Here is a 12890-nt window from a genome sequence, read left to right as displayed (position 1 = left end):
GCGGCCTACCAGATCGCTGCGACGAGGAACAAAAGGGCTCCGCATCCGATCATCAACTGGCTGCGCCAGTCTTTCAGGATAAAAACAATCGGGTCCTCATGCATTTCGTCCCGACGCGCGAGTATCCATATTCGCATGATGATGTAGAGAATGAGCGGACATAAAAGCCAGATCATCTGCGGCAAGGCATAGGCCTGCTCGATGGCGGGGCTCTGAATGTAAAGCGCGAGCACGAGGACCGCAGCGAACCCGGAGGTCATCCCGGCTTGCGAGATCGTTTCCAGATCCACATGACGATAACCGCGCCCTGTCACTTCCCTGGAGGCGATCTCGCCAACCTGCTGCAATTCGGTGAAGCGTTTTACAAGCGCAAGCGACAGGAAGAAAAACACGGAAAAGGCAAGCAGCCAGAAGGAATATTCGATACTTGCGGCCACTCCCCCCGCAAGGACGCGGATCGTGTATAGCCCGGCCAAAACAAACACATCCAGCAGCAGCATACGCTTGACGGAAAGAGAATAGGCCGTCGTGATGAACAGGTATAGAAGAAGAATTCCTGCAAATTCGATCGGCAGAAAGGCGGAAATGACGAATGCCGCCACGATTGATGCGAATGCCAGCATGAGGCCGTTCGGCACGCTCAAGCGCCCACTGGCGAATGGCCGTTTCCACTTGGTCTTGTGTTTCCGATCTGCTTCAAGATCCATCAGGTCGTTGAGGATATAGATGGCAGAGGCCGATAGTGAAAAGGCGACAAACGCAAGAGCCGCACTGAGAAACACAGAGCCTACGAAAATATCATGCGCCAGAACCGCCGGAACGAAGATCAACGCGTTCTTGAGCCACTGATGGGGCCTCATTGCCTGCAGTGCAGCTTTCAATTCACTTTCCGACGCATCGATGCGGTTCGCGCCTGACTGTTTCTGCCACTGGTTGGCGGCCCGGTCCGGAGCGACAACGATCGCTTCCGACGCTGCTTCGAACAAACAAATGTCGTGGTGCGAATTGCCATAGTACTCGAAGCCGACGCCGCCGGATTCCGCCTCGATGCGCTCCAGTTTGCGCACCGAGGTAAGGTTTGTTTCCTCATCCGATGCCAGAACACCGTCAAACAGGCCGAGATGGCCTGCAACTGCATGAGCCAGCTTCTCATTTGATCCGGTTGCCAGGACAATGCGCCGGCCCATGGCGCGCTGGCTGTTGAGCTGTTCAACAACTTCGCTTCGATACGGCAGTGCTGTCACGTCAATTCCGGCGATCTCCGCAAGTCTCGCCTTGGTGAAGGCAATTCCCTTCATGAGCCAGCCAAACAATGCGAAAATCACCAATGGGTTCCGTCGCAGGGCCTGAAACAGGCTTTCCCACAGCAGATCCGTGCGGAGCAGCGTTCCGTCCAGATCGACGTAGATTGCCCTGTTTGAAGTTTCTAAGCGCTGATCCATCACGCAGACGTCCCAAGATCAAACAACTGCTCCGGCTTTCTATCGAGCCCAGCAAACCTGATCTTTTCCCTGTTAGCCATTTCTAAACGCACAGTAATCGTGCTTCATTTTGGCTGAACGCTATCGCAAATTTCTTATCATGCGCTTTAAGGCAAAGTGGAAGAGTACGAAAGCTTGCACATTTTACGCAAACAACCCGTATTTTTGCCAAATCGATGCCGATATACTTAGCAAATCGTAAATTAAAAAATTCGAATTTTAGCCTTACAAAGTATGCGCCTGTTCAACAATTCACGCCTGGATAGGCAGCGAAGTCGATGTGACCGATCCTGACGCGGATCTCTCCGGACGCAGTCTGATCCGACCTAAGCCTCCGCCAGTCCTCCAAAACGTTGCGATCAAGACCTTTCCTCAGACCAAGACCTGCCCATCCATTCAGGAACTCCTCCAGAAAGTCCTTCTCTGACGCGTCGACACGCCAGTCCGACTGACCCTGCAAGACGTTGTATCCCCTCGCCTTGAAAAGCTCGACAGCACAGGGAGCCGCGCCAGGTCCCAGGGCAGGGCCGAAGCCTTTGTCCAGCAGCTGATCGGTGTTGAGGGCGTCCCGCATCGCCCTGTCCAGGGTTGCGGGCGGCGCGAAATCCGCCTGCCCGTCATACGTCAAGCTTGCCAGGAACGGCTTCCCTGCGCGGACGATGCAATCCACGAGCCGTGTGAGAAAACTCTCGGAGACAAGATCAAGAAATGCAGAGGTGCTGACGGCGTCTACTTCACCAAAGGGCAGATCCTCAAGCGCCCCGGCCAGATCAACCTGGCGGAATGAAAGGTCGCCTTTCAACCGGTTCTTCCAGCGTTTCGAGGCAACGTCAATCAAGCCCTTGTCATGATCCGTCAGCAACCAACGGGTATCGGCAGGAAGTCGATCTTTCAAGGCGGCCACGGTGGATCCCGCCCCACTGGCGAGATCCAGAATTTTTGGAGAGCCGCCAGGCAACTGCTCCAGGAAAGACTGTTCCACCGCACGATTGCGGGCTGCTATGTCGAGTGGTTCCCGAAGCGACAACCATTTGGAAGAAAATCCGCTCATGCGTCCCCCGCCTCCAACGTCAGCGCGAACTGGGTGGCTGCATCCCGCCAGCTTGGCAGTTGCGCCGCGGAGATCCTGGCCGCCGCAGACATGTCCCTGCGCCTGCCTTCATCAAGGATCAGCAACTGGAGCGCCTGGCGCAAACTGTCGATGTCTTCGGTACCGCAATAGACACTGGCGCGCGGAGGCAGCGTGTCCTTCACGGCGCCGCCGCCACTGCCGATGACCGGCAGCGCGTATGCAAGTGCCTCGGTGTAGGCCATTCCATATCCTTCATAGCGGCTGGCCAGCACGAAGACGTCCGCGCTCCGGTAGAATTCCGGCAACCTTTTCGGCGCAACAGCACCATGAAAGGTCACCCGGTCGCTCAACCCAAAGTCAACGACCTGGGCCTGAAGAGCCGAATAGCAGTCAGGATCTGCGTCCAGGCCTCCGACAACATCGAGGTTCCAATCCAATTCCGCAAGATCCGCCAAGGCGGCAAGCAGAAGATCATATCCCTTGCGGGGAACAACGGTTCCGACAGATAGAAGCCGCGTTGTGCCGGATGCTGCCCGCGAGACGGGGGCCGGAATGTCGGTTCCCGGAAGAACCACCGTGATATCCTTTTGCGCGATCGCAAAGAGGTCCGTCACCTGATCGGATGTTGCATGACTTGTGACGATGACATGTCTTGCATGCGCCAGGGATTTTCGCTCGCTTTGGAACAGTTCGGCTGCCTGATCGGGAGAAAGTCCCGTTTCACGGCACAGCGGGTGATGCACCAGTGCAATCAGGTCCAGCCGTTCAGCTTGTTCCGCGGCCGCCTCATCCATGACGCCAAGGGCCAGCCCGTCAACGACCAGCCTTCCACCATCGGGTACGCGTGCGAACAGCTCCCGTGCCTTTGTCAGCGTCGACTGCGACGGAAACGGGAACCCGTCGCCGAGCGACACAAGATCGACCTGCCACCCGAGGTCTCTCAGACCCGCGATGACCTTCCTGTCATATCCGTAACCGCCGGTGGGTGTTTCGAGATCCCCCGGATAGGCAAAACAAAGTGTTTTCATGCGGGATCAGATTCCGGCTTCGTACCAGGCCCGTGCGACGTGCGATTCGGAGATCGTCACCCGGATCGCCTTCAGTTCGTGCCCGGGCCGACCCAGACGGTCTTCTCGTGCCGCGTGCGCCAGATGGTCGTGAATGTGTTTGGTCAGAAATTCGGTCGTCGTGTTGACGCCCGCAAATTCAGGAACATCATCCAGGTTCTTGTAGTTGAGCGGTTCAAGCACTTCCTTCAAAGCCTCATGCGCGCGGCCAATATCGATTACCACGCCGTTAACGTCGAGCTTTTCTGCCAGAAAGGCCGCATCGATGACGAAAGTTGCTCCATGCAGTGCCTGGGCGGGACCGAAGAGGTCTCCCTTGAAGGAGTGGGCAATCATGACATGGTCTCGAACTTCAACAGCAAACATATTCCGGTTCCTGAAACTTCTGTGCAAATGGCGGGAAGGCCGTCGAGCGCTTTCTAGCAGGCTTTTGCGTCATAAACGACAACAGCTGCCAGGACATCTGACGCTTTGTTCAACAAATCGGGAAGTTGATCCGGCAATGCCCGGAAGGGCACCTCGTGCGTGATCAGCCTGTCGAGCACCGGGTCCTTCAACAGGGTCATCGCCACTTCCAGGCGCCGCCTGTAGGTCCAGCGTGGCTGGCGTTCCAGGGGAATGGAGCCCACCTGGCTGGACACGAGTTTCAACCGCCGGCTATGGAAGTCCGCTCCGAGCGGCGTGGCAACGCTCCGGGCGCCGTACCAGCTCATTTCAATGATCGATGTCCCGTCCCCGGCGCATGCCAGAGCCGTCGCCAGGCCTGCGGCACTCGCGCTTGTGTGAAACACGAGATCCTGATTGTCGGGAGCGTTTTCCGGCAGCGCAAAGGAAAGTCCCAGTGCTTTCGCAGTTTCTTCCCGTTGAGGGTTTGTATCAATGACGGTGACGGTTGATCCAGGCAACCTGCCGGCGACGTAAGCGGTCAGGAGACCGACAACACCACCGCCAACCACGCAGATGTGATCCCCAGGTGATGGTTTTCCGTCCCATATAGCGTTAAGCGCTGTTTCCATATTGGCAGCAAGAACAGCACGTTCCGACGAAACGCCATCAGGAACAGGCATGCAGGAACTGGAAGGGAGAGTGTAAGCGCTTTGATGTGGGTAGAGCGAAAAGACGGTTCGACCAACCAGATCAGGGTCTCCTCCGCGAACCGTGCCGACATTTGCGTACCCGTATTTCACGGGAAACGGGAAGTTGCCCGCCTGGAAAGGTGCGCGCATGCGCAGCCACTCGCTTTCGGGAACCTCACCTCGGGAGACGAGGCCCTCCGTTCCGCGACTGACACCGCTAAAAAGAGTTTGCACGAGAACCTCATCCGGTTTGGGTTCTTCAACCGCAACCGGTTCAAGTTCACATTGCCCGTTTCCGACGTACCACAGCGCCAGCGGCGTGGTTGTGCCGTGCGTCACCAGCCTTTTTTCCGTCATTCCCGTAACATTCCGCTTGCTCGCTTAGCCGTTGTCAATATTAGGACATTTTGACATGCGCACTATCGCCACGATTGCCCGGATTGGAAGTCACAAAAATGTTTCGAGTCACTGACACCTCCATTTCAGACAAAATAGCGACCAGAATGACGATCAGACGACTGATCTTCGCAATTCTTCTTGGAACCAGCTTTGTCGCACTCACTGCACTCATGGTGGTCACGCTGTCACCAGGCGGCCTGACACCGCTCGATCTGTTCATTGTGCTGTGCTTCATGGTCACGCTGCCCTGGACGATCATCGGATTCTGGAATGCGGTCATCGGCTTGCTGGTCATGCGGCTTTCACGCGATCCGCTTGCCGCTGTCTGTCCCATCAATGCAGGCGATCCGAAGATGCCGCTGAAAAGCTCGACGGCGCTCCTGTCCTGCGTGCGTGACGAGGACGTGGAAAGCCTGGAAACCAATCTCAGCGCGATGATGACCAACCTGATCCGTTCGGGTCAGTCGAAGCATTTCAAACTGTATGTTCTCAGTGACACGTCGCGCGGTGCAATTGCCCTTCAAGAGCAGGAAATGGCAGCGCGAATGTCCGAACGGTTCCAGGGCCAGATGGAAATCATCTACCGGCGCCGCTCGAAGAACACGGGCTTCAAAGCCGGCAACATCGAGGAATTCTGCGACAGTTGGGGCGACGATCACGATTTTGCGCTTGTGCTGGACGCCGACAGCTACATGTCCGCGGATGCAATCACGGGCCTCGTCCGACGGATGGAAGCCAATCCCAAGGTCGGTATTCTTCAAAGCCTCGTCGTCGGCCTGCCGACGGACAGCGCCTTCGCGCGGGTTTTCCAGTTCGGCATGCGGCTGGGGATGCGCTCCTACACAATCGGAAGCGCGTGGTGGCAGGGCGATTGCGGACCCTATTGGGGCCATAATGCACTTCTGCGCCTGAAACCCTTCAAGGAGCATTGCAGGTTGCCGGTCCTGCCCGGAAAGGGGCCGTTGGCAGGCACAATCCTGTCACACGACCAGGTCGAAGCTGTCCTGATGCGCCGTGCAGGTTATGAGTGCCGCGTGCTGCCTCTCGAAACTGGCAGCTACGAGGACAATCCGCCGCATCTGCTGGAATTCATCCGCCGCGATCTCCGCTGGTGTCAGGGCAACCTTCAGTATCGCCGCCTTCTGGGAATGAAAGGTCTGAAACCTGTCAGCCGTGCCCAGCTGTTCCTGGCAATTCTGATGTTCCTGGGTTCTCCCGCGTGGATCGGTTTCATGGTCGGCGCCGCAACACTTGGCATGACGACTGACTATGCGCCGTTTCGTGCCGACACCGGAGCGGTGCTGTTCTTCATGATCCTAACGATGGTGTTCGCGCCGAAGCTTGCGACAGTTGCAGATGTGCTCGCCCGCAAGGACTTGAGAAAGTCTTTCGGCGGGACGGTTCGTATCCTGATCAGTGTCGGCGCGGAAATCGTCTATTCGGCCATGCTGGCACCAATCATGGCCGTCGCACATACCCTGTTCATGGGAGGGCTGGTATTTGGCAAGAGCATCGGCTGGGGCGCTCAGGCGCGCGGCGTTGCGCGCCTTCCCGTGCCGCTAGCCGCAGCCAAGCTGTGGCCGCAGACGCTGTTCGGCCTCGCCGGATTAGGCTGGATCTCCACCCAGCCGATCGGTATGGTCTGGCCCGTTGTTCCGATTGCCATCGGACCATTGCTCGCCGTCCTCATCGCTGTTTCCACATCGACGAGATTTCTCGGAAAACTCGGGATCCGGTCGACATTGTGGCGTATTCCGGAAGAATCCAACCCGCCTTCCGAACTTGCCGACCTTTACTTGCCGGCTCTGTCCAAGGGAGCGGTTCAAACCGTTTCCCAGCCCGGCATGGTTCAAGGTGATCCCAACCCGGCGGAAGTCTGACACAAAAAAGACCTGCCCGGTCGGCAGGTCCTTTGTCATTTGAAACGATTAAGCTGCGTTGGAAGACGCCAGAGGCTGCGTCAGGTAACCGAATATCTGTTCAGCGTCCGAGGACGCGCGGATACCCTGGGTGACCGAAGAATCGCGTAACTGGCGCGCAATCCGGGCAAGAGCCTTCAGATGGTCAGCACCTGCCCCTTCGGGTGCGAGCAGCAGGAAAACGAGGTCGACCGGCTCGTCATCCAGCGCATCAAAATCCACTGGCTTGTCGAGCTTCGCAAATATCCCCATCAGGCGGTCAAGACGTGTCAATTTGCCATGCGGGATCGCAATGCCGTGACCTACTCCCGTAGATCCCAACCGCTCACGCTGAAGCAAAGTGTCGAAAATTTCGCGTTCGGAAAGACCGGTCAGTTCCGCCGCACGGCCGGAGAGTTCCTGAATTGCCTGTTTCTTGCTTTTAGCTTTCAGGCAGGAAACCACCGCATCTTTACCCAGAAGATCACTAAGATCCATTAGTTTGCCTACAAATTTCGGAAGCCGGCTCCGGCGTGGATGCCGGCTTCTTCCGCATCATTTTATTCGGCGGCCTCACCGGCCACCAACGCTGGGTCTATCCACCCTATATTGCCATCTGCTCTGCGGTAGACAACGTTTACACCGCCATTTGCCGCATTTTTGAACAGAACCACCGGTGCTTCGGTCAGATCCAGCTCCATCACCGCCATACCGACTGTCATGGTCTTAACCTTGGCAGAGGTCTCGGCAATAACAAGCGGATTGAAATCCACCGGCACTTCCTCGTCGTCCTCCGGTGACGCCAATACGTAGGATGCTGCTTCGAACGCCTCACGACCGTTGCCGTTGTGGCTGTGGTGATCCTTTAGCTTCCGCTTGTAACGGCGCAATCGCTTTTCGATCTTGTCCGCAGCAGCATCGAAACTGTTGCGCGGATCCTGATCCTGCGCCGACACCTGTAGCACGATTCCCGTGTCCAGGTGCAGGTTGCATTCAGACTTGAAGCCTGTGCCCTCCCTGCTAAGCGTGACGTGGCCAGTGAATCCGCCCGTGAAATACTTGGACAGGGCATCATCGATTCGGTCTGTGATGTGCTCGCGAAGTGCATCGCCCACATCAACATTCTTACCCGAAATCCGCAAAGCCATGGGGACCTCTTCTTTTTCTATTGGCCGATAAATCATCAGCAATTGCCGATGTCGAGACGCGAAACGTCTCAAGTCCACAGAATGGACCAGTCAGCGCGTCAGCGCCATCCCCTCATTACGTCATGAGGGCGGTGCTATAATTGCGCTAACGCAAAGTGTCAATTCTTAATAAACAGGTCGGCAAACGCATCGGAAGAATGGTGTAGTTCCAATAAATTGTCTCAGTGGATATTTCGATTTCAGTTCGAAATATTGCCATCTTTGGTCCTGTTGCTCGGCCGATCGTGTCTCAGATATTGGAATTTTTTTCGCGGCGGCGCTGAACCGACGAGCCGATTTTCATCGCTTCGCGATATTTTGCGACTGTTCTTCGCGCAATGTCGATCCCGTCATTCTTGAGAGTTTTCACGATCGTGTCATCGGACAGAATCGCCTTCGGGTCCTCGGCATCGATCATTTGCCGAATGCGGTGACGAACCGCTTCTGCCGAATGTGTGTCGCCTTCAGAGGTGCCGGAAATGGCAGACGAGAAGAAATACTTGAGTTCAAAAATCCCGCGAGGCGTTGCCATGAACTTGTTGGACGTCACGCGGCTGACTGTTGATTCATGCATGCCGATCGCTTCGGCAATGGTCTTCAGATTCAAAGGGCGCAGATGGGCAATCCCGTAAGTCAGAAACCCATCCTGCTGGCGAACGATTTCGGTTGATACCTTGAGAATGGTCTTGGCCCGCTGATCGAGGCTTTTGGCAAGCCAATTCGCGGTTTGAAGGGAATCTGTCAGATATTCCTTCTCGGTTTCATTTCGTGCCGTCTTGATAACCTTGGCAAAATACGTCTGGTTTACCAGAACCTTGGGCAAGGTATCCGAATTCAGTTCCACTGCCCAGGTGCCGTCGTTGGCCGGGCGGACAAACACGTCCGGCACCACAGGCTGCACGAGCGATGACCCGAACACGCTGCCCGGCTTGGGATCCAGAGCCCGGATCTCGGCGATCATCTCCGTCAGATCCTCGTCGTCGACACCGCAGATCTTCTTGAGCGCGGACAGCTCACGTTTTGCGAGCAGCTCGATATTGTCGATGAAAGCTTCCATCGCCGGATCAAACCTGTTCCTGTCAATCAACTGCAGCTTCAGACATTCGGCAAGACTGCGTGCAAAGACACCGGCGGGTTCAAAGGTCTGAAGGATGTTCAGCACCCATTCAACACGATCCGGCCCGACACCCAGCTGTTCAGCCGTTTCCTCCAGATCCAGATAAAGATACCCGTTTTCATCAAGAGAATTGATAAGATGACCGGCAATCAACCTGTCCGCCTCGTCGCTCAACGCGAAATGCATCTGCTCTTCAAGCGAAGTGACCAGAGAAGCCTCCTCGGCAACGAAGGCTTCCAGGTTGTAGTCTTCCGACGCGCCTCCGCTCGAGACGTTCTTGTAGCTGTCACCGGTTTTCAGGAGGGCAGGATCCGGAGATGCGGGCACGCCAGGTTCATCCGGAAATACATTGCCAAGATCGGTATCCATGCGCGATGCAATGGCCTCGGACCCGGTTTCCAGGTCGTTTTGCATCCAGTCCCCGGCATCCGGTTCTTCGCCAGCCGGAGAAGAACCCTCGGGATTGTCGGAGATCCGGTCCGAAGTGACGGAAGTGTCACCCGTATTTCCCTCGTTGGCCTCGCCGTCGGTTTTTTCGAGCAACGGATTGCGTTCAAGTTCGGATTCAACATAGGAAACAAGATCGAGATTGGACATCTGCAGAAGCTTGATCGCCTGCATCAGCTGCGGCGTCATCACCAGCGACTGGCTTTGCCGCATCTCCAGCTTTGTTGAAATGGCCATCGAGTTCCCGGGCGCCTATCAGCTACTTGTGGTCTGTTTTTTGCTTATAACTTGCAGACCTGCACTATACCCTAGCTCGCCACCCGTCATCAAAGCGTAAATTGTTCGCCCAGATAAAGCCTTCGCACGTCGGGATTCGTGACGATTTCCTGCGGCAGCCCTTCCGTGAGCACCTCGCCGGACGCGATGATATAAGCCCTGTCGATCAGACCGAGGGTCTCGCGTACATTGTGGTCGGTGATCAGGACGCCGATCCCGCGTTGCGTCAAGTGACGCACCAGTTGCTGAATATCACCAACCGCGATCGGGTCGATGCCTGCGAAGGGTTCGTCGAGCAACATGAAGGATGGACGGCTGGCCAGCGCCCGTGCGATTTCAACACGCCTGCGTTCTCCGCCGGAAAGGGCAATACTCGGCGATTTGCGAAGATGAGTCAGGCCGAATTCAGCCAGAAGCGAATCCAGTTCTTCGCGGCGTTTCTGACGATTGGATTCCACCACTTCCAGAACCGCACGGATGTTTTCCTCGACCGTCAGGCCCCGGAAAATTGACGCTTCCTGCGGCAGATACCCGATCCCCAGACGCGCCCTTCGGTACATCGGCATACGGGTGATGTTGAACCCTTCAAGCAGAATCTGGCCCTGATCAGGCCTGATCAGGCCCGTGATCATGTAAAATGTCGTGGTTTTGCCGGCGCCATTGGGACCCAGCAAGCCGACGGCTTCACCCGGTTTTACCGACAAGCTTACATACTTGACAACCTGGCGGCGGCCGTAGGTTTTGCCTATCCCCTCAACCACCAGCGCCTGTGACAGATCGTCTTCAGGCAAAGCAGGTTCCGGCATACTTCCATGCAATCCATTGTAGTCTGAAGAGCTTCTCTTCACGTAACAAAATTCCATCCAAAAATTGCCGGCGCGTTTCAGGTCAAGTAGCAACCAAATCCGTCATGCCCGCAGGGTAATAACTCAGTTCTCTTCCACGCTGTTCGGCAAGATACGAACCTTAACACGTCCACCACCGCCGCCCGAACCGGACACGTTGCCGTTGGCGGCCGTCAAATTCGCCTGTCCGGTCTTCAAATTGACCGTCAGCTTCTGGCCGACAACCACGTTCGGACCCTGACTGAGAACGACTTCACGGCCGGTCATCACCATGATTTCCTTGTTCATGTCGAAGCTTGCCGCATCCCCCTTGGCAGTCTGGTCCTTGGAGGTCACGAAAACCCCTCCTTCGGCTTCCAGGCGAGAAATACGTTGCTGCACCGCCCCTTCGTCTTCCGTTGAATCCGACCCGGCATAAAAAACTTTCAAGCGTTCGGTCTTAAGGCTGGTTTCGCCCTGGATCACGACAACGTCACCGACAAATGTCGCCGTGTTGTTGTTGTCTTCCACCCTGAGTTCACTCGCTTCAATCTCGATCGGTTCACCTTCGTTCGATCCGAAGCCCGCAAAAGAGTCCGAAAATGTCTGAGCGCCGGCAGTGCCGGTCAGCAGAACCGCAACAGAGGCGATCGCGAAAAGCTTGGAAAATGTCATCTGCTACTGTCCTTCCGATGCCGGTAGAATGGTCATCTTGATACCATCCGAAAACCGGACGAGACCTTTAGCCTTATCATATGAAAGTTTACCAGACTGAACACGACCTTGTTCCGACCGGATAGAAACCGGTTCTGACGTGCGCATCGCGCCATCCTTCAGATCGATATCCACTTCGGACAGATCCACGGTATATCCTTCGCTCCATTCGATCTGGATACCTTCAAAAAGACGCAAGGTCTCTGCCGCATTGTTGTAAGTGCCTTTAAGCGCAATGATTTCAGCGCTCTCATCCTCGTCGAGCACGATATCGGCGCGAATCGTCTCAAGATCGATGATACGCGGATCACTCAATCTCTGGATCGCGCGGCGCGCGGTCACCTTGTAGGATCGCTCGCCGTCATGACCGGACAATTCCGGATGATCCATCACTAGCCCGTCGCTGGTCAGCATCATGTTCGCCGCACCAAAACCGCTCAATACGTTGAACAGGACCACCAGCCCGACCATGACGGCCAGGATCAACAGGCCGATTCCGGGAAACAGCCAGCGTAAAACGCGCACCATAATGCTGTGCCGGCGGGCGGCCCGCTGTGCACGGCTGAACTGGTGCTTCGGGACCGATTGTCCCGTGTCTTCGCTGATGACTGTCAATGGTGTCTCCAAAAGAGCGACGCCGCCAGAACGCCGGCAACCACTCGCCCTGGTCAGGAATGAGCGAAAATGTCGTTTTCGTCCCAACCCTTGAGATCGAGTTCGGCACGAACCGGCAAAAATTCAAAGCAAGCCTTTGCAATGTGCCCACGTTCTTCCCGTTCGAGCATGAATTCCAGCTTTTCCTTCAATGCATGCAAATACAATACATCCGATGCGGCGTAGGCGAGTTGCGCATCCGACAGGTTTTCCGCGGCCCAGTCCGAACTTTGCTGCTGTTTCGACAGTTCAACACCCAGCAATTCGCGAGTGATATCTTTCAGGCCGTGCCTATCGGTATACGTGCGCACCAGTTTGGACGCGATCTTTGTGCACCAGACAGGTGTGACCTCGATGCCTAAATAGTGCCGCAACACGGCAACATCAAACCTGGCAAAGTGAAAAATCTTGGGCTTCGTCACGTCGGTAAACAGCCTGGCAAGGTTCGGCGCATCAGTCTGACCACGCGCTATCTGCACGACATCCGCGGTTCCGTCCCCAGAGGAAAGCTGGACGACACAAAGCCGATCTCTGTGCGGATTGAGGCCCAGGGTTTCCGAATCGACCGCAACCGCTTCCGCCGCCTCATAGGCCTTCAGATCCGGAAGGTCCCCCTTGTGGTACCGGATGGTCATGTCGAACTGTCTCCTGTTGCCGTGCCGTTGCAGCTTGTTTATC

13 protein-coding genes are annotated in these 12890 nt (G+C 56.1%); 1 reads left to right on the top strand and 12 read right to left on the bottom strand.

The window, feature by feature from the left end; all coding sequences use genetic code 11:
- Positions 1 to 5: 5 nt before the first annotated feature.
- From ACO6TI_RS10255 to ACO6TI_RS10235, 5 genes are all read right to left on the bottom strand, one after another.
- Positions 6 to 1442: a UbiA family prenyltransferase gene (locus ACO6TI_RS10255; protein WP_196917493.1), complete on the bottom strand. Its 1437-nt coding sequence runs from the start codon at positions 1440 to 1442 to the stop codon at positions 6 to 8.
- Between the two features lie 283 nt (positions 1443 to 1725).
- On the bottom strand, positions 1726 to 2532 hold the full coding sequence (locus tag ACO6TI_RS10250; protein WP_196891538.1) for a class I SAM-dependent methyltransferase: 807 nt from the start codon (positions 2530 to 2532) through the stop codon (positions 1726 to 1728).
- Positions 2529 to 3581: a glycosyltransferase family 4 protein gene (locus ACO6TI_RS10245; RefSeq protein WP_422384887.1), complete on the bottom strand. Its 1053-nt coding sequence runs from the start codon at positions 3579 to 3581 to the stop codon at positions 2529 to 2531. Before ACO6TI_RS10245 ends, ACO6TI_RS10250 begins: the two co-directional genes overlap by 4 nt.
- 6 nt (positions 3582 to 3587) lie before the next feature.
- Positions 3588 to 3986, bottom strand: coding sequence for a 6-pyruvoyl trahydropterin synthase family protein (locus ACO6TI_RS10240; RefSeq protein WP_422384886.1), 399 nt, complete (start codon positions 3984 to 3986; stop codon positions 3588 to 3590).
- Between the two features lie 53 nt (positions 3987 to 4039).
- Complete coding sequence (locus ACO6TI_RS10235) at positions 4040 to 5053, bottom strand: zinc-dependent alcohol dehydrogenase (protein WP_422384885.1); 1014 nt, start codon at positions 5051 to 5053, stop codon at positions 4040 to 4042.
- 98 nt (positions 5054 to 5151) lie between these two features.
- Between ACO6TI_RS10235 and mdoH the strand changes: the two genes are divergently transcribed.
- Positions 5152 to 6975 carry a glucans biosynthesis glucosyltransferase MdoH gene (mdoH, locus tag ACO6TI_RS10230; RefSeq protein ID WP_422384884.1) on the top strand — a complete coding sequence of 608 codons (1824 nt, stop codon included), beginning with the start codon at positions 5152 to 5154 and terminating at the stop codon, positions 6973 to 6975.
- Between the two features lie 48 nt (positions 6976 to 7023).
- On the opposite strand, the gene ptsN is transcribed toward mdoH, so the two are convergent.
- The 7 genes from ptsN to ACO6TI_RS10195 all read right to left on the bottom strand — a co-directional run bounded on the left by ptsN (position 7024) and on the right by ACO6TI_RS10195 (position 12847).
- On the bottom strand, positions 7024 to 7491 hold the full coding sequence (gene ptsN, locus ACO6TI_RS10225; RefSeq protein WP_055120320.1) for a PTS IIA-like nitrogen regulatory protein PtsN: 468 nt from the start codon (positions 7489 to 7491) through the stop codon (positions 7024 to 7026).
- Positions 7492 to 7553: 62 nt separating this feature from the next.
- Positions 7554 to 8141 (bottom strand): ribosome hibernation-promoting factor, HPF/YfiA family, encoded by a 588-nt coding sequence (gene hpf, locus ACO6TI_RS10220; RefSeq protein ID WP_055120458.1) that lies wholly within the window; start codon positions 8139 to 8141, stop codon positions 7554 to 7556.
- 289 nt (positions 8142 to 8430) lie between these two features.
- Positions 8431 to 9981, bottom strand: a complete 1551-nt coding sequence (gene rpoN, locus ACO6TI_RS10215) for an RNA polymerase factor sigma-54 (RefSeq protein ID WP_422384883.1) — start codon at positions 9979 to 9981, stop codon at positions 8431 to 8433.
- A gap of 89 nt (positions 9982 to 10070) precedes the next feature.
- Complete coding sequence (gene lptB, locus ACO6TI_RS10210; protein ID WP_055120324.1) at positions 10071 to 10826, bottom strand: LPS export ABC transporter ATP-binding protein; 756 nt, start codon at positions 10824 to 10826, stop codon at positions 10071 to 10073.
- A gap of 123 nt (positions 10827 to 10949) precedes the next feature.
- Complete coding sequence (locus tag ACO6TI_RS10205; protein ID WP_422384882.1) at positions 10950 to 11519, bottom strand: LptA/OstA family protein; 570 nt, start codon at positions 11517 to 11519, stop codon at positions 10950 to 10952.
- Between the two features lie 3 nt (positions 11520 to 11522).
- Entirely contained in the window at positions 11523 to 12173 is a 651-nt protein-coding gene (lptC, locus tag ACO6TI_RS10200; RefSeq protein ID WP_208992863.1) for an LPS export ABC transporter periplasmic protein LptC, read from the bottom strand.
- A 53-nt stretch (positions 12174 to 12226) separates the two neighbouring features.
- Positions 12227 to 12847 (bottom strand): ribonuclease D, encoded by a 621-nt coding sequence (locus ACO6TI_RS10195; protein WP_055120462.1) that lies wholly within the window; start codon positions 12845 to 12847, stop codon positions 12227 to 12229.
- Between the last annotated feature and the right edge of the window lie 43 nt (positions 12848 to 12890).

The sequence above is a fragment of the Roseibium album genome (assembly GCF_965233825.1).
Classification (GTDB): Bacteria; Pseudomonadota; Alphaproteobacteria; order Rhizobiales; family Stappiaceae; genus Roseibium; species Roseibium album.
This window is presented reverse-complemented; position numbering and strand designations above follow the sequence as displayed.